17 protein-coding genes are annotated in these 15406 nt (G+C 62.7%); 7 read left to right on the top strand and 10 right to left on the bottom strand.

What is annotated here, in order from left to right:
* Window positions 1-9: 9 nt before the first annotated feature.
* On the bottom strand, window positions 10-1137 hold the full coding sequence (locus JKL45_RS19015; protein ID WP_201863159.1) for an Mrp/NBP35 family ATP-binding protein: 1128 nt from the start codon (window positions 1135-1137) through the stop codon (window positions 10-12).
* 353 nt (window positions 1138-1490) lie between these two features.
* On the opposite strand from JKL45_RS19015, the gene JKL45_RS19010 reads away from it, so the two are divergent.
* From JKL45_RS19010 to JKL45_RS18990, 5 genes are all read left to right on the top strand, one after another.
* Window positions 1491-1994: a pyridoxamine 5'-phosphate oxidase family protein gene (locus JKL45_RS19010; protein ID WP_201863158.1), complete on the top strand. Its 504-nt coding sequence runs from the start codon at window positions 1491-1493 to the stop codon at window positions 1992-1994.
* Window positions 1995-2175: 181 nt separating this feature from the next.
* A complete protein-coding gene (locus tag JKL45_RS19005; protein WP_201863157.1) occupies window positions 2176-3438 on the top strand; it encodes a PQQ-dependent sugar dehydrogenase in 1263 nt (420 codons plus the stop codon).
* A gap of 97 nt (window positions 3439-3535) precedes the next feature.
* Window positions 3536-3820: a c-type cytochrome gene (locus tag JKL45_RS19000; protein ID WP_376771051.1), complete on the top strand. Its 285-nt coding sequence runs from the start codon at window positions 3536-3538 to the stop codon at window positions 3818-3820.
* Between the two features lie 95 nt (window positions 3821-3915).
* Window positions 3916-5208 carry a nicotinate phosphoribosyltransferase gene (gene pncB, locus JKL45_RS18995; RefSeq protein ID WP_201863155.1) on the top strand — a complete coding sequence of 431 codons (1293 nt, stop codon included), beginning with the start codon at window positions 3916-3918 and terminating at the stop codon, window positions 5206-5208.
* A 5-nt stretch (window positions 5209-5213) separates the two neighbouring features.
* Window positions 5214-5978, top strand: a complete 765-nt coding sequence (locus JKL45_RS18990; RefSeq protein ID WP_201863154.1) for a LamB/YcsF family protein — start codon at window positions 5214-5216, stop codon at window positions 5976-5978.
* Between the two features lie 22 nt (window positions 5979-6000).
* On the opposite strand, the gene JKL45_RS18985 is transcribed toward JKL45_RS18990, so the two are convergent.
* On the bottom strand, window positions 6001-6873 hold the full coding sequence (locus JKL45_RS18985) for an alpha/beta fold hydrolase (RefSeq protein WP_201863153.1): 873 nt from the start codon (window positions 6871-6873) through the stop codon (window positions 6001-6003).
* Between the two features lie 114 nt (window positions 6874-6987).
* Entirely contained in the window at window positions 6988-7530 is a 543-nt protein-coding gene (locus JKL45_RS18980) for a D-Ala-D-Ala carboxypeptidase family metallohydrolase (RefSeq protein WP_201863152.1), read from the bottom strand.
* A 345-nt stretch (window positions 7531-7875) separates the two neighbouring features.
* On the opposite strand from JKL45_RS18980, the gene JKL45_RS18975 reads away from it, so the two are divergent.
* On the top strand, window positions 7876-8313 hold the full coding sequence (locus JKL45_RS18975; protein ID WP_201863151.1) for a DUF4112 domain-containing protein: 438 nt from the start codon (window positions 7876-7878) through the stop codon (window positions 8311-8313).
* Complete coding sequence (locus JKL45_RS18970) at window positions 8314-8700, top strand: hypothetical protein (RefSeq protein WP_201863150.1); 387 nt, start codon at window positions 8314-8316, stop codon at window positions 8698-8700.
* 48 nt (window positions 8701-8748) lie between these two features.
* Here the strand turns inward: JKL45_RS18970 and JKL45_RS18965 are convergent, their stop codons facing one another.
* The 7 genes from JKL45_RS18965 to JKL45_RS18935 form a co-directional block, all read right to left on the bottom strand.
* Window positions 8749-9558 (bottom strand): ABC transporter ATP-binding protein, encoded by an 810-nt coding sequence (locus JKL45_RS18965; RefSeq protein ID WP_201863149.1) that lies wholly within the window; start codon window positions 9556-9558, stop codon window positions 8749-8751.
* Window positions 9551-10276 carry an ABC transporter permease gene (locus tag JKL45_RS18960; protein WP_201863196.1) on the bottom strand — a complete coding sequence of 242 codons (726 nt, stop codon included), beginning with the start codon at window positions 10274-10276 and terminating at the stop codon, window positions 9551-9553. The genes JKL45_RS18965 and JKL45_RS18960 overlap by 8 nt, the downstream gene beginning before the upstream one ends.
* Entirely contained in the window at window positions 10276-10998 is a 723-nt protein-coding gene (locus JKL45_RS18955; protein ID WP_201863148.1) for an ABC transporter permease, read from the bottom strand. Before JKL45_RS18955 ends, JKL45_RS18960 begins: the two co-directional genes overlap by 1 nt.
* Window positions 10999-11137: 139 nt before the next feature.
* Entirely contained in the window at window positions 11138-11983 is an 846-nt protein-coding gene (locus JKL45_RS18950; protein ID WP_201863147.1) for a lysine/arginine/ornithine ABC transporter substrate-binding protein, read from the bottom strand.
* Between the two features lie 228 nt (window positions 11984-12211).
* Window positions 12212-13060, bottom strand: coding sequence for a lysine/arginine/ornithine ABC transporter substrate-binding protein (locus tag JKL45_RS18945; protein WP_201863146.1), 849 nt, complete (start codon window positions 13058-13060; stop codon window positions 12212-12214).
* Between the two features lie 325 nt (window positions 13061-13385).
* Entirely contained in the window at window positions 13386-14210 is an 825-nt protein-coding gene (locus JKL45_RS18940) for a DUF4142 domain-containing protein (RefSeq protein ID WP_201863145.1), read from the bottom strand.
* Between the two features lie 237 nt (window positions 14211-14447).
* A complete protein-coding gene (locus JKL45_RS18935) occupies window positions 14448-15365 on the bottom strand; it encodes a metallophosphoesterase family protein (protein ID WP_201863195.1) in 918 nt (305 codons plus the stop codon).
* Between the last annotated feature and the right edge of the window lie 41 nt (window positions 15366-15406).

Here is a 15406-nt window from a genome sequence, read left to right as displayed (position 1 = left end):
CGGGTACGCTCACTCGATGACGATCCGCGGGGCAGGGCGCGCGGCAGCGCCACCCGAGAGGGCGGTCCAGACCTGCTGCGCGATGTCTCGATAGGTTCCGGCATGCGGTCCTTCCGGCTCCGCGACGACCACGGGCCGGCCGGCATCGGACAGCTCACGGATCGTCATGTTGAGCGGGACCTCGCCGAGGAACGGCACGCCGAGACGCGCCGCCTCGTCCCTTGCTCCCCCGTGACCGAAAATATGCGAGCTCTGCCCGCAATGGGGGCAGACGAAGGTCGCCATGTTCTCGACGATGCCAAGGATCGGGATCTCCACCCGCTTGAACATGGACACCCCACGCCGGGCATCAATGAGGGCGAGATCCTGGGGGGTGGACACGATGACAGCACCGGCGAGGGGTGTCGCCTGGGCCATGGTAAGCTGCGCATCGCCCGTGCCCGGCGGCATATCCACCACGAGTACATCGAGATCGCCCCAGGCGACCTCCCGCAGCATCTGGGTGATGGCCGACATCACCATGGGGCCGCGCCAGATCATGGCGGCTTCTTCCTCCACCAGGAACCCGATGGACATGACCTTGATCCCATAGGCCTCCATGGGCTCCAGGATCCGGTTCTCCAAAAGGCGGGGCTTGCCGTGGATGCCAAGCAGCTTCGGCATGGAAGGGCCGTAGATATCCGCATCGAGCAGGCCCACTTTCAACCCGAGCGCCTTCAGGCCGAGGGCGAGGTTGCAGGCGGTGGTGGACTTGCCGACCCCGCCCTTGCCCGATGCCACCGCGATCACGTGTTGCACGCCCGGAATGCGCTGGTTCTTGGGCTGCGCTGCCGAGCGGGGGCGCTGGGGCGCACCAGAGGCGGTTGCCGAGGTGCCCGAACCGGCCGGCCGGTCGGCCGTCAGGCTGGCAAAGACGCCTTTGACTGCCGGCAGGCCTTGGACGGCCGTCACCGCAGCCTGGCGCACGCGCTCCATGTTGGCAGCCTCGGACGGATCGATGGTGATTGAGAACATGACCCGGCCGGCATCGTCCACGACGACGTCGGACAGGCGTCCCGATGCCGCGAGGTCGGTTCCGTTCGCGTCGACTGGGACAGTCGATAGGGCCTGCAGCACATGCTCACGGGTGATTGCCACTTCGTCATCTCCTGGGCCGTTCAAGGCGTGGTTCTAAAGCATCGTGCGGACCCAGCGGGCCGCGCTAGCGAAAAGTGGACCCGGTTTTCCGCTCCGAACGATGCTCTCGATTATAGAGGAAGCATCGGATTGGTCCCAAAAGTGCAAGTCCACTTTTGGGTCCGATGCTTTAGTGACATCTATAGGCTGCCGGGCGGTTCGTTAAGGCATTCCCGCCGAGAAGAGGCGGTATTCCGAACCAAAGCCCACCTTGTCCGTTGTTCACCCGATCCCTCGGGAGCCGGCTCGACCGGCCGAGTGGCTGCCTTCGCCAATCGCATCCCGGGCGTACGACATCAATCGAGGAGACGAGAATGCACCAGCACGGCCATAACGACCCGAATGCTGCGAAGCTTTATGAACTGATCAAGGACGTGAAGATCGCCATGATGACCACCGTCGACACCGACGGCACCCTGCACAGCCGGCCTATGCACAGCCAGGACGCTGATGAGCATGGCGACCTCTGGTTCTTCACCCAGATCCAGTCTCCCAAGATGACGGAGATCTCCCGCGACAACGAGGTCAACCTCGCCTACAGCGACCCGAAGACCCAGACCTATGTGTCGGTGTCGGGCAAGGCCGAGATCGTGCGCGACAAGGCGAAGATCGAGGAGAAGTGGTCCGAGCCCCTGCGCGCCTGGTTCCCGAAAGGCACGGACGATCCGCAGATCGCCCTGATCCGGGTGCATCCCGCCAAGGGCGAGTACTGGGACAGCCCATCCTCGACCTTGGTGCATCTCTACGGCTACGCGAAGGCCGTCGTGACGGGCGAGTCGCCGAAGCCAGGCGATCAGGCAAAAGTCAACTTAAGTTGATCATGCTCGCAAGGCAGTGAGTAGTCGGGGCCGCTTCGCGGCCCCTTTTCTTTGTGTTTACTTCATCTACCTCTACGTCATAAGCTTGAGCTTATTGAAGACCGGCCAATGCCCAAGACGGAAACAATCCGCGCAACGATCATAACAAAGAACTGCAAGGGGGCGCTTATGGGAGGAAACGATGAAGTCCATCCTGCTTGCTGCTGGTTCCATTGTTGCTCTTGCGTCCCCCAGCCTTGCCCAGCCCGCCGCTCAGCCTTCAAGCAATCTTGAGAAGCTGACTTCATTCCAAAGTACGGGAACCGAAGAACCAAGGCCCATCGCTCAGGAGGGCCGCCGCGCGGATGCGCTGCGACGCAATCTTGAGAAAATTCAGCTTCCAGCGGGCTTCAAGATCGAGCTCTACGCTGTCGTGCCTGATGCGCGCCATATGGCTGTGGGTCCTAATGCCAGTGTGGTCTTCGTCGGCACGAGAAAGAACAACGTTTACGTTGTGACGGATCGCGACAAGGATCGCGTTGCCGATGAGGTCAAGCAGTTCGCTCCGTCGATTGCGATGAAGATCCCGAACGGCGTCTGCTTCTCCCGAGACGGCATGCTCTATGTGGTGGAGCAGAACCGGGTGCTGCAGTTCCCCGCTGCGGAATTCTTCTACGAAGGACCGGATGTCGCCGCCTTCGTCGTTGCAAAGCAGGGAGACCTGATTCCGCCTGCAGAGGAAAGCTTCAACCATACGGCGCGGGTCTGTCGGATCGGGCCTGATAACAAGCTCTATGTTGCCCTGGGCCAGCCTTTCAACGTGCCGGCGAAGGAGAAGCTCGATCTCTATAAGCGCACGGGCATCGGCGGCATCATCCGCATGGATCAGGACGGCAAGAACCGCGAAGTTTATGCAACGGGTATCCGCAACTCCGTCGGCATGGATTTCAACCCGGCCGACAAGTCCCTGTGGTTCACCGATAACCAGGTCGACGGCATGGGCGACGATCAGCCTCCCGGCGAGATCAACCGGATTGCAAGCCAGGGGCAGAACTTCGGCTTTCCTTATTACGGCGGCGGCACGGTCCGCACGGTGGAGTACAAGGACGATCAGGTTCCGGCAGGCGTTGTCGGGCCGCAAGCGGAGACGGATCCTCATGCGGCCGATCTCGGCATGATGTTCTATACGGGCCGCATGTTCCCTCAGACCTATCAGGGCGGAATCTTCACGGCCCAGCACGGCTCCTGGAATAGAACTAAGCCGATCGGCGCGCGTGTGATGTTCACCCCGGTTAAGCCGGACGGCACGGCGGACAAGCCGCAGGTCTTCGCGGAGGGGTGGCTCACGGAAAATGGCGAATATCTCGGCAGGCCCGTGGACGTGGCCATGCTGCCTGACGGGTCTCTGCTCGTCTCCGATGACACCGCCGGTGCCGTCTACCGCATTTCTTACGAAGGCCGATAAGACCCCTTTGACAGGCGCGCCTCTGGTGCGCCTGTTCGCCCTGGAGATCATCATGAAGTTTTTTACTGCTCTGGTGGGGCTCGGAGCGTTTCTCTCGATGCTCGGGCCAGTTGGTGCGGAGGCCGGCGATGCGAAGGCAGGGCGCCAGAAGCTTACCACCTGTCAGGGCTGCCATGGGCTCGATGGCCTCTCGAAGAACCCGGAAGCGCCCAACCTCGCAGGCCAAGTCGAAAGCTATCTCGTCAGAAGCCTCGCCGCTTACAAGTCCGGAGAGCGTAAGAACGAGTCGATGAACATTGTAGCAAAGGAGTTGTCCGACGAGGACATCGCCGATGTGGCAGCCTATTACGCCTCGATTCAGGTCGATGTCCTGCCCCCTTAAGCTGTGGCTGCCCCCACCCTTGTCACCGGGCACCCTTTCATCATGGGCAACGCTTCGCTATTGTCCTGCTCCCCGTGAGTGGCAAGGAGCAGGCGATGGTCGACATCGCGACCCGCGTCTACAACCATACCTGGAAGATCGATCCGATCGTCCGGTCGGTTCTGGATACGGATTTCTACAAGTTGCTGATGGCGCAGACGATCTTTCGTCGCCATCGCGACGTGCAGGTGACGTTCGGCATTCACAACCGGACCACGCGCATTCGCCTGGCCGACATCATCGATGCCGGCGAGTTGCGCGAGCAGCTCGATCATGTGCGCAGCCTGCGCCTGACCCGGGGCGAATCCACCTGGCTGCGGGGCAACACCTTCTACGGCAAGCGGCAGATGTTCTCGCCGGAGTTCATGGACTGGCTCGAGACCTTCCGCTTTCCGGAATATCTGCTGGAGAAGGAGGACGGCCAATACGTCCTGACCTTCCACGGACCCTGGATCGAGACCACCATGTGGGAGATCCCGGCGCTAGCGATTCTCAACGAGTTGCGCTCGCGGGGTGTCCTCAGGGGAATGGGCAAGTTCGAGCTTCAGGTGCTCTATGCCCGCGCCATGACCCGGGTGTGGGAGAAGATCGAGCGGCTTAAAGGCCTGCCGGACCTTTCCATCGCGGATTTCGGCACCCGCCGCCGCCATGGCTTTCTCTGGCAGGATTGGTGCGTGCAGGCCATGATGGAAGGGCTCGGGTCGTCCTTTCTCGGAACGTCCAATTGCCTGATCGCCCTGCGCCAGGAGGTGGAGGCTGTGGGCACCAATGCCCACGAGCTTCCCATGGTCTATGCGGCGCTGGCGGAATCCGACGAGGAACTCGCCCGGTCCCCTTACGACGTACTGTCGGACTGGCAGGAGGATTACGAGGGCAATCTGCTCGTCATCCTGCCCGACACCTATGGCACCACGAACTTCCTGCAGAATGCGCCTGACTGGGTACCGTCTTGGACAGGCATTCGCGTCGATTCCAAGGACCCCATCGAGGGCGGCGAGGAGGCCATCGAATGGTGGCGCCAGCGCGGGCAGAACCCGCGCGAGAAGCTCGCGATCTTCTCCGACGGACTCGACGTGGACGTGATCGAACGCATCCACCGGCATTTCCGTGGCCGCATGCGCATCGGCTATGGCTGGGGCACGCTGCTCACGAATGATTTCCGTGGGTTGGCCCCTGAGGGAAAACTCGACCCGATCTCCATCGTCTGCAAGGTCATCTCGGCCGATGAGCGGCCGACGGTGAAGCTCTCCGATAATCCGACGAAGGCCATGGGGCCGAAAGCGGAGGTCGAGCGTTACAAGCGCATCTTCCACGTGGGCGAACAAGCGGCGAAACCGGTTCTGGTGTGACGAGCATGATCATCGATCTCAACTGCGATATGGGCGAAGGCTTCGGCCCCTGGCCGATGGGAGACGACGAGGCGATGCTCGACATCGTGTCCTCCGCCAACATCGCCTGCGGCTTTCATGCGGGCGATCCCTCCATCATGTTCCGCACGGCGGAGATTGCGAAGCGCAAGGGCGTGGCCATCGGGGCGCATCCCGGCTTCAACGATCTGCATGGCTTCGGCCGTCGCATGATCCGTGGCGATTCCCCTGCCGAGATTGAGCGGATGATCGCTTACCAGATCGGTGCCATGCAGGCCGTGGCTTCGCTTGCCGGCCACAAGGTCACGTATGTGAAAGTGCATGGGGCGCTCAACAACATGGCCAATGAAGACGAGGACCTCGCTCTCGCGATTGCCCGCGCCATCAAGGGCGTCGATGCGAGCCTCATCAACATGTGCATGCCGGGCCTTCTGATGGAGAAGGCCTCCCACACCATCGGCATTCCTGTCGTGCGCGAGATTTTCGCCGACCGTACCTACGAGGACAACGGCACCCTCACCAGCCGCAAGAAGCCCGGTTCGGTGCTGCACGATGCCGAATTCGCCGCGGAACGCATTCTGCGTGCTGTCCAGGACAGGGCCATCACGACGGTTTCAGGCAAACGCATCCCGGTCGAGATCGACACGATCTGTGTTCATGGTGATGAGCCGAGCGCGGTCGCCATGGCGCGAACCGTTCGCGCGAAACTGGAAGCGAACGGCGTCAGGATTGCGCCTTTCGCGGCTTCCTGAACCTGATGAAGCGCCGCCTCTTTTAACGCCTGAAAGCTCTGTCAAGGAATGGCTGCAAGGCCGCCAGCGTTTCCTCTGGCGCTTCCTCGGCGAGATAATGGCCGCAATCGATAGCGCGGCCTTCTACGTGATCGGCCCAGTCGCGCCATACGGCTGGCACGTTGTACCATTGGTCGAGACCGTTCTTGCGACCCCAGAGGGCCTGCACCGGACACGTGATCCGCCGGCCCGCCTTCTGGTCTTCTTCGTCGAGACGCATGTCGACGGTCGCGCCGGCACGGTAATCCTCGCACATGGCGTGGATCGTGTCCGGGTTGGTGAAGCAGCGGCGGTATTCTGCAAGCGCTTCGTCATCGAACATCGAGCGCCCGCGGCGAAGATAGATCGCATCCGGATCCGATGCGATCAGGCGTTCCGGGAGCGGATGAGGCTGCGCAAGGAAGAACCAGTGCCAATAGCCCATGGCGAAGGCCATGTCCGTGCGCTGGAAGTGCTCAGCGGTCGGGATGATGTCCAGAACGGACAGGGCCACGATCCGCTCCGGGTGATCGAGCGCCATGCGGTAGGCGCAGCGTCCGCCGCGATCGTGGCCGACAACGGCGAACCGCTCGAAGCCGAGGGCCTGCATGACCTCCACCTGATCGCGCGCCATGACGCGCTTGGAGTAGGGCTCATGCTCATCGTTCGTCGGAGGCTTGGAGCTGTCGCCATAGCCGCGCAGATCGGCGCAGACGATTGTGTAGCTCTCGGCAAGCTTCGGAGCCACCCTGTGCCACATGACATGCGTCTGTGGGTGCCCGTGCAGCAGGAGCACAGGCGGGCCGTTTCCGCCGACCCGCAGGTTGATGACCGCTTCGGATGTCTCGATCCGACGATGGGTAAAGGTCTCGAACATCGGGTGAGTGTCTTACATTTTTCATGTCGAAACCAGAGGGCGCTTGCAAAGCCGCGGGGCTGCGTGCAAGCCGCAGCCCCGTCGTTCAAGGCAGAGATGAAATGGATCGAAGCCTCACCAGGAGCGGCGCTCTCCGTTGTCGATGTGGATGATGCCATTGCCATACATCTTCAGGCCCCCAACCTGCGGGTGAGATCGCAGGTAGGCCATGACCCCCCGCACGCGGGTGCGGACCCTGAAGTCGATGGCCCGGCAGGAGAGGTGAAGAGAGTGGCGGGCGCCGCCGGCGCGCCAGTTGCGTGAGCGGTTGCGATGCGTGGACTCGACGCTAACCGGACCGAACTTCTCCGCGACAGACGCGACGACCTCGCGCAGGTTGCCGGGGACGCAGTTGGTCGGGGCGCTCGCTCGCAGCGTGATCGCGCCATGCGAGACCAGAGAAGCGAAACCGGAAAGGGTTCTCGCACTCGGCAGGCTTCCCGTCGTCTTGGGATCGTTGAGTTCGTTCTGTGAGGGGAGGCTGGCATATTGCGCCGGCGGAACAAGCCCTCCGTCACCGTCTCCAGCTTTGAGCGCAGCTGGCGACAGCCCAGAGAGAAGCGCGCCGGTCACGAGAGCGAATCTGGACGCATGGCGAAAGCGGCAGGTGATGCTCATCGGGTTCTCCCGTTCTGAGCCCCTACAAGAATGTCATGCCGCCGAACTGGTCCTCCCAGCGGCATTCCCTTGTGAGTTTATTGGTCAGCTAACTGACGGTTGCGCGCTAAACGCAGGGAAAGCTACCTAAAGGAAGCTTGGCACTAAGCAAGTGTGCGTGGGTGGTATCGAGAGCTTCGACTGAGGTGCATGGTTGGCAAAGCTTTAACCTGCAAGGAATTCAGCGTGTGGGGAAATTTGGTGTTAGTTCTGAAATAACAGAGCTTTAACACTTGCAGTCTGTAAGTCTGATACACACATTTCGCCCGTTGGACCGAACGAACCTGTGGTCCTCTGGAGACTGGAATGAACGCTGCCCGAAGTGCTGTTTTCGATGCGATCAGGACTGCCGGCCCACGCCGGGAGGATGCGATCGCGCGCATCACGCTGGTTGCAAAATTGATGGACAGCGCCTTTCTGGTTCCGGGCCTGAACCGGCGCGTGGGCTTCGACGCCATGCTCGGCCTCGTGCCGGTCGTCGGCGATGCGCTCTCCGCGGCAATCTCGAGCTATATCATCTGGGAGGCACGCCAGCTCGGCCTGCCACGCTGGAAGATCGTCCGCATGATCGGCAATGTTGCGATGGACACCGCCATCGGCGCCGTTCCGTTCGCAGGCGACGTGTTCGACGTCTTCTTCAAGGCCAACGAGCGCAATCTCCGGATCATCCACGAGCATCTGGGCACGCCCAAGAGGGGGCCGAAAGAGATCGACGGGATCGCGGTCAGGGTCGAGGAGCGCTGAATGAAACGGCTGCTGTGGGTTCTTGCCTGGATTGCCGTGGCGTTCTGGTCCCTGTTCGCCTGGGGCGCCTATGGGCTCCTTGATTTCTTCGGCGGCGTTGCTGCCCGCAATGCCGACATCGTCACGGGACACCCCGAGTCGGTCGAGTGGCTGTCCTGGGCTCTGATGACCCTGAGGGGCTTGGGCCTTGGCGCCATCGTGTTCGTCTGGGGACTCGTGTCGCTGCTCATCCTTGCCGTTCCGGCCGTGCTGGGACTGTTTTTCGGCGGCTCAAGACCTGAGCAATACCGTGACGAATGGCGCGGGCCTCAGGTCGATCCTCGCATCTCGGGCTCATTCCCACCCGCGTCCGGGCAACCTCCGGTCCAGCGGATCGAGAGGCGCTAAAACAAAAGGGCGAAGCGGCATCCGCTTCGCCCTTTCAGTTTGATGGTCTCAGCGATGGCTTGAGATGAACTGCTTGAAGCGCTCGGATTTCGGAGCGCCGAACACCTCCGCCGGTGCGCCTTCCTCCTCCACCACACCCTTGTGCAGGAACACGACCCGGTTCGACACATCGCGGGCAAAGCCCATTTCGTGCGTGACCACCAGCATGGTGCGGCCCTCCTCGGCGAGCGAGCGCATGACGCGCAGCACCTCGCCGACGAGTTCCGGATCGAGCGCCGAGGTCGGCTCGTCGAAAAGCATCACCTTCGGGTGCATGGCGAGCGCCCGTGCGATGGCGGCGCGCTGCTGCTGGCCGCCGGACAGGTGCGAAGGATATTGATTGCGTTTGTCGACGATGCCGACCTTCGCCAGCAACTCCTCGGCCTCGGCAATGCATTCGGCCTTGGGGCGCTTCTGCACATGGATCGGCGCTTCGATCACGTTCTCCAGAACGGTCATGTGTGACCAGAGATTGAAGCTCTGGAACACCATGGCGACGCGTGAGCGGATGCGGTCCACCTGACGCTGATCGGCCGGCTCCATGCCCTTGCGGGTTTTCTTCAACCCGATGGTCTCGCCCCCGATGCGGATCTCGCCGGAATCGGGAATCTCCAGCATGTTGATGCAGCGGAGCATGGTCGACTTGCCGGAGCCGGAGGCACCGAGGATCGAAATCACGTCGCCTTCGCGGGCGCTCAACGATACGCCTTTGAGAACTTCGAGCGATCCGAAGCTCTTGCGGAGATTCTGCACGGAGACGGCCGGGGCCGCCTCGGACGACGCAAGGTGAGACGACAAGGATGCAACTCCGTTAGACATGGGCGGCCTCCAGACGCGGCTCGATGGCCGGAGGACGGCGCAGATGCGGCGAGAGCCACCATTCGATGGCCATGATGATGCGTGTGATGATGAAGTTCAGAACGAGGTAGATCAGGCCGGCGACCACGAAGACCTCAACCGCGCGGAAGCTTTGCGAGATCAGTTTGGCGGCCAATCCGGTCACTTCCATCATGGTGATGATCGAAGCAAGCGACGTGGCCTTCACCATCAGGATGATCTCGCTGCCATAGGCCGGAAGAGCCTGACGGACTGCGATTGGGAATATGACGCGGCGGAAGAGCAGGAAGCCCGACATGCCGCAGGCCCGCGCCGCCTCGACCTGATTGTAGGGAACCGACTGCAGCCCGCCGCGGATGATCTCGCTGGCGTAAGCCGCCGTGTTGAGCGTAAGGGCGAAGACCGCGCACCAGTAGGGCTCGCGGAAGAAGGTCCACAGGCCCCATTCCTGCAAGGCAGGACGGAACTGCCCCAGGCCGTAATAGATCAGGAAGATCTGCACGAGCAGGGGTGTGCCGCGGAACACAAAGACATAGGCCTGCGCCGGCCAGTCGAGCACCTTGAGGCCCGACATGCGCATGAGCGCCAGAAGCATGGCGAGAACGGCGCCGAGGCCCACAGCCATGAAGGCCAGGTTCAGGGTCAGCGGCACGCCGCCGATGAGCGTCAGGAAGGTATCCCGCATGAAGGCGAAATCCATCACGAAGCCCTCCGCATGCCGCGCATCGAGTGGGTCTCCGCGCGTTGGAACAGGTAGGTCGAGACCCAGGTGATGAGCAGGTAGAGGATGGCCGCCGTGAGGTAGAAGTCAAACGGGCGGCGGGTGGAGCCGGCCGCGATGTGAGACTGGCGCAGGAGTTCGACGAGACCGGTGACCGAGATCAGCGCCGATTCCTTCAGCACCAGCTGCCAGGTATTGCCGAGGCCCGGAATGGCGTAGCGCAGCACCTGCGGGGCGATGATGCGGCGGAACATGAGCCAGCGGTGCATGCCCACGGAGCGCGCCGCCTCGATCTCGCCGCGGCTGACCACCTGATAGGCGCCGCGGAAGACCTCGGCCTGATAGGCGCCCGACACGATGCCGATGGCCATGGCACCCGTGGCGAAAGCCGGCACGCCGACGAACCCGTCGGCTCCGAACAGGCTGCCGATGGCGCCGAGCGCCGCGCTGCCGCCGAAATAGAACAGGTAGATCACGAGAAGATCGGGAATGCCGCGCAGGACAGTCGTGTAACCGTCCGCGAGGCTGCGGATCACCAGATTGCCGCCGATCTTGCCCCAGGCCACCAGGGTGCCGACAACGGAGCCCGCGAGAAAGCCGCAGATGGCGACCGCAATCGTCATTCCCGCTGCGGTGAGGAGAGCCCATCCCCATCCATTGGGACCAAACCCGACGAGCTCGAAATAGCTCAATTGCTGCACGCGTCGTAACTTTCTTGAATATGTCTCCCCGCTGTGGAAGGCAGCGGGCGAGACAGCATCTTTAACATCCGGCCGTCGACCGGATCATATCCCGGGTCTGCGGAGCAGGACTCGGGACTGCATTTCCGGCACGCCGTTGTCAGACTTGCGGGGTCGCGTCAATCTTGAACCACTTCTCGGACAGCTTCTTGATCGTGCCGTCCTTGATCGCAGCCTGGATGGCCTCGTCGAAGCCTTTCTTGAGCTCCGTGTCGTCCTTGCGCATGCCCACCGCGACTCCGCGGCCCAGCACGCCGCCGCGCATGCCTGTGCCGACGATGGCCATATCCTTGAACTCGGGCTTCTCCTGCGTGGCCTTCAAGGCTCCATGGCCGGCGAAGATCGCATCGATGCGGCCGGCGGTCAGGTCGAGGTCATGCTGCTCCGTTGTCTTGTATTCGCGGATCTCGACCGTGTCCTTGAGGTACTGCTCCAGGAACTGCGAGTTCACGGTCGAACCCTGAACGCCGATGGTCTTGCCCTTGAGCAGCGGCTTCCAGGCCTCGATGGCCTTCTTGGCGCCCTCGGGGTCCTTCTCGAAGCTCACCGTCGTTCCGGTTCCCGCCAGCTTGGCGAGAGGCGAGTCCTTCATCACGCCGAAGCCATGGGGAGTGGCGGCATAGGGGAGCGAGAAGCTGATCACTTCCAGGCGCTTGTCGGTGATGTTCATGCCCGCCATGATGGCGTCGTACTTCTTGGCATTCAGCGCCGGGATGATGCCGTCCCAATCCTGGGCCACGATCTCGCACTTCACCTTCATGCGACCACAAAGTTCGTTGGCGAGATCGATCTCATAGCCCTCGAGCTTGCCGCCCGCGCCCGTGAAGTTCCACGGGGCGTAAGCGCCCTCCGTGGCAATCTTGACCGTCTTTTCCTGAGCGGCCGCTCCGCCGATGGCGAGAGCGGAGGCCAGAAGCCCGAGACCCAAAGTCTTGAACAGTTTCATCGTCATCCCTCTGGTCAGTTTCGACTGATCCGTTTGTCGGGTGAAAGGCTGCTCCACCGAGCCGAGCCCTTCATCCTGCGCGTCAAAGCTAACATTCAAAAGCCAAGCCGGTGCAAGCCCTAAACATGTTGAATAAGGCGGCCAAGGTGGCAATTTCGGTCGCAGATGGCGTGTGTTCATACAAAAAAGCGCGGCCGGAGCCGCGCTTTCGAAGAGACGTGTCAGAGATCAGACGCGCGGGGTGGTGTCGATCTTGAACCACTTCTCGGATAGCTTCTTGACGGTGCCGTCCTTGATCGCAGCCTGGATGGCCTCGTCGAAGCTCTTCTTGAGCTCGGTCTCGCCCTTGCGCAGGCCGACGCCGACGCCGGCGCCGAGCAGGCCACCGGTGATGGACGGGCCAGCCAGGGTGTAGTCCTTGTTGAACTCGGGCTTCTCGAGGGTGCCGATGATGGCCGTCGCGTCGGCGAGAACGGCGTCGATGCGGCCTGCGGCCAGATCGAGGTCGTGCTGCTCGGTGGTCTTGTACTCGCGAATTTCAGCCGTACCCTTCAGGTACTTGTCGGCGAAGTTGGAGTGGATGGTCGAGCCCTGGACGCCGACCGTCTTGCCCTTCAGGAGCGGCTTGTAGGCCTCGATGGCCTTCTCGGCGGCAGCCTGCTGGGTGCTGAGGTTGAAGGCCTCGCCCATGCCGGGCATCTTGGCCAGCGGCGAGTTCTTCGCCACGAGGAAGCCGTTCGGAGAGTTGGCGTAAGGACCGGCGAAATCGATGGTCTTCTTGCGCTCTTCCGTGATGCTCATGCCGGCCATGACGGCGTCGTACTTCTTCGCCTGAAGGGCCGGGATGATGCCGTCCCAATCCTGGGCGACGATCTCGCACTTCACCTTCATGCGCGCGCACAGGTCATTAGCGAGGTCGATCTCGAAGCCCTCGAGCTTGCCGCCCGCGCCCGTGAAGTTCCAGGGAGCATAGGCGCCTTCCGTGGCGATCTTTACCGTCTTCTCCTGAGCGGCTGCTGCACCGATGGCGAGAGCGGAGCCGAGAAGAGCCAAGCCGACGGTCTTAACGAATTTCATTGTCGTTCCCTTAGTTTTATGGCGCCGGTTTGAGCCGGAGCCTAACTTACCGCAGCCCTCAGGGCCGCGCCGTGACGCAGTAACGGCCAATCCGGCAAAAAAGGCAAGGGGATGCGGGCAGGCCTTACACAACCCGTAGCCGGATCTCGCCCAAGCCCTCGACGGCGCCAATCATGGTCTGTCCTTGCGTCACTGCCCCACCCCATCCGGGGTGCCTGAGAAGATCATATCCGACAGATCGGCCTTCTGCTTAATCCGGCAGTTCCCATAAGAATGCGGCGGGTCCATTGGACCCGCCGCATCGTAAGGTCAGGCTGGAAGCCGATTAGCGGCGACGTGCGGTCGCGCCGGGAAGGCGACGGGAATCCGCAAGGTGATGTTCGATGTGCGGAACCACCGAGGCTGCGAACTGGCGCAGCGACGGGTCGTTGCCGGCCTGAGCATAGCCCGAGTGCAGGGCGAGAGCCTCCTGATGGCCCATACGCTGAGCCTGTCCGTAGAGACGGTCGAACTGCGGACCGGAAGTCGAAGCCATCTGGTTCAGCATGGCCATCTTTTCCGGGGGAAGCGGAACGCCGAGGCGGATCGGGGTCACCGAGCCGGTCGACTGCACGTCAGCCGCACCGCCGGCTGCCGCACCGGTCGTTGCGCCAACGCCGGCGCCGACTGCCGCGCCCACCGGGCCGCCGACCAGGGCACCAACGCCAGCGCCAGCCAGAGCGCCGGTCGCCGTTCCACCAGCCGTGCCAGGGGAGCCGCTCGATGCAGCACCAGCCGTCGCACCGGCCGTTGCGCCGATGCCGGCGCCAACGGCTGCACCCACAGGGCCGCCGACCAGGGCGCCGATGCCGGCGCCAGCCAGGGTGCCGCCGAGCGATCCGCCGATGAACTGACCGTTCTCAGAATAGACCTGACGGCCGCCGTTCAGGGCCTGGCTCGTCATGGAGTGATCTTGGATCATCTGCTGGGCGTAGCGGCGGACGACCGGATTGCGGGAGCGCTCGAGGGCGAGCTGGCTCGTGGCAATCTCGAAAGCATCCGATTGAGCCGCCATCATGCGATAGCTCTGGCTGTCCATGACCATCTGGGCGGAGGCCGGGGCGGCCGAAACGGATGCGAACAACGCCGCGAGGGCAACGTATTTCTTCATGAGATGAACTCCTGTTTTCTCGGGTCGCAGAACACCGTGCGCAGCCCGACAGGCTTGCGAAGTTCATGGGTGGCTGCTGCACCCCTTCAACGAGGAGCGATCTAAGCGGTTCCAGGAAAGTGAGGGATTGCGCGAAGAAAATACGCTGCGAATACTAAAGCTTAGCTCTTTCTACGCTCGTCCCGCATGGGGATTAACTTGTGTTAGTCGAGATTGTCCGGAGATGAGGCTTCTGGTCTAGCCCTGCTCGTGGGGCTGACGAATGCGGGCGAGCGAAAGCATGCCGAGGCCACCGACCGTTCCGTCGGGCTTCAAGCCCCTTCGTTCCGCCATCAGGAGAAAGCCGGTTTCATCCCGGCCGATCGTGAAGAGGTGATAGCCGGCCGTGTGGGTCAGGGTTCCGCCGCGGGCCGAGGCCGAGGGTGCGCCGATCACCGGGATCGGGCCGCGCGGCCCGTCGAGATGGGCCAGCGATCCCACATGGTTGTGGCCGTGGAGCACGAGCTCCGCACCGGCGCGGCAGAGCATCTTCTCGAAGCGTTTGGCATCGGTCAGGTTGCGGCCCGGGTCCGCCCCGCCCACATGCGGCGGGTGATGGATAAGGACGATCCGGAAGCAAGCCGGATCCTGACCCAGATCCTTGAGGATCTCCTCGGTGGCCTTCATCTGCCGGGAGCCGATCCGGCCCGATGCCACGAAGGGCAAGGTCGGGATTGCGGACGACAGGCCGATGATGGCGATGGATCCGTAGCGGCGTAAGTAAGGAAAGCTCGCCTCGCGGCCGTCATCGCCCCGCGTCCATGGGGCGATCTCCTTCATGAGCCCTTCCAGGGAGCCACGAACGTAGGCGTCGTGATTGCCCGGCACGAAGGTCACGCGCGACGGGTCGCCGAGCTCCTCCATGAACACCCGGGAGGTCTTCCACTCGTCCGGCAGGCCGATGTTGCAGGTGTCGCCCGTGCAGGTGATGTGGTCGGGCTTCTGGGCATGAATGTCGGCCACCAGCGCGGCCAGGAGCTCCATGTCGTGCATGTCCTGCCGGCCGCCGCGGTGCCAGTTGTACCAGCCGGTCAGGCGCTTGTTCAGGAGCTGCTTCAGGCGCGGCCGGGGCAGGGGGCCCACATGGGGGTCGGTCAGATGGGCGATGCGGAACATGGCGGCCGGGTTCATGCGAGTGGACATGAGAACTCGCGCGG

This window comes from Microvirga soli, assembly GCF_016734765.1.
Classification (GTDB): Bacteria; Pseudomonadota; Alphaproteobacteria; order Rhizobiales; family Beijerinckiaceae; genus Microvirga; species Microvirga soli.
This window is presented reverse-complemented; position numbering and strand designations above follow the sequence as displayed.

Bases quoted from the DNA above. Each gene is read 5' to 3' on its own strand.
- JKL45_RS18980 (WP_201863152.1), bottom strand. From the start codon at position 7,530: ATGAGCATCACCTGCCGCTTTCGCCATGCGTCCAGATTCGCTCTCGTG.
- JKL45_RS18950 (WP_201863147.1), bottom strand. From the start codon at position 11,983: ATGAAACTGTTCAAGACTTTGGGTCTCGGGCTTCTGGCCTCCGCTCTC.
- JKL45_RS19000 (WP_376771051.1), top strand. From the start codon at position 3,536: ATGCTCGGGCCAGTTGGTGCGGAGGCCGGCGATGCGAAGGCAGGGCGC.
- JKL45_RS18985 (WP_201863153.1), bottom strand. From the start codon at position 6,873: ATGTTCGAGACCTTTACCCATCGTCGGATCGAGACATCCGAAGCGGTC.
- JKL45_RS18965 (WP_201863149.1), bottom strand. From the start codon at position 9,558: ATGTCTAACGGAGTTGCATCCTTGTCGTCTCACCTTGCGTCGTCCGAG.
- JKL45_RS18960 (WP_201863196.1), bottom strand. From the start codon at position 10,276: ATGGATTTCGCCTTCATGCGGGATACCTTCCTGACGCTCATCGGCGGC.
- JKL45_RS18975 (WP_201863151.1), top strand. From the start codon at position 7,876: ATGAACGCTGCCCGAAGTGCTGTTTTCGATGCGATCAGGACTGCCGGC.
- JKL45_RS19010 (WP_201863158.1), top strand. From the start codon at position 1,491: ATGCACCAGCACGGCCATAACGACCCGAATGCTGCGAAGCTTTATGAA.
- JKL45_RS19005 (WP_201863157.1), top strand. From the start codon at position 2,176: ATGAAGTCCATCCTGCTTGCTGCTGGTTCCATTGTTGCTCTTGCGTCC.
- JKL45_RS18990 (WP_201863154.1), top strand. From the start codon at position 5,214: ATGATCATCGATCTCAACTGCGATATGGGCGAAGGCTTCGGCCCCTGG.
- JKL45_RS18940 (WP_201863145.1), bottom strand. From the start codon at position 14,210: ATGAAGAAATACGTTGCCCTCGCGGCGTTGTTCGCATCCGTTTCGGCC.
- JKL45_RS18970 (WP_201863150.1), top strand. From the start codon at position 8,314: ATGAAACGGCTGCTGTGGGTTCTTGCCTGGATTGCCGTGGCGTTCTGG.
- pncB (WP_201863155.1), top strand. From the start codon at position 3,916: ATGGTCGACATCGCGACCCGCGTCTACAACCATACCTGGAAGATCGAT.
- JKL45_RS18945 (WP_201863146.1), bottom strand. From the start codon at position 13,060: ATGAAATTCGTTAAGACCGTCGGCTTGGCTCTTCTCGGCTCCGCTCTC.
- JKL45_RS18935 (WP_201863195.1), bottom strand. From the start codon at position 15,365: ATGTTCCGCATCGCCCATCTGACCGACCCCCATGTGGGCCCCCTGCCC.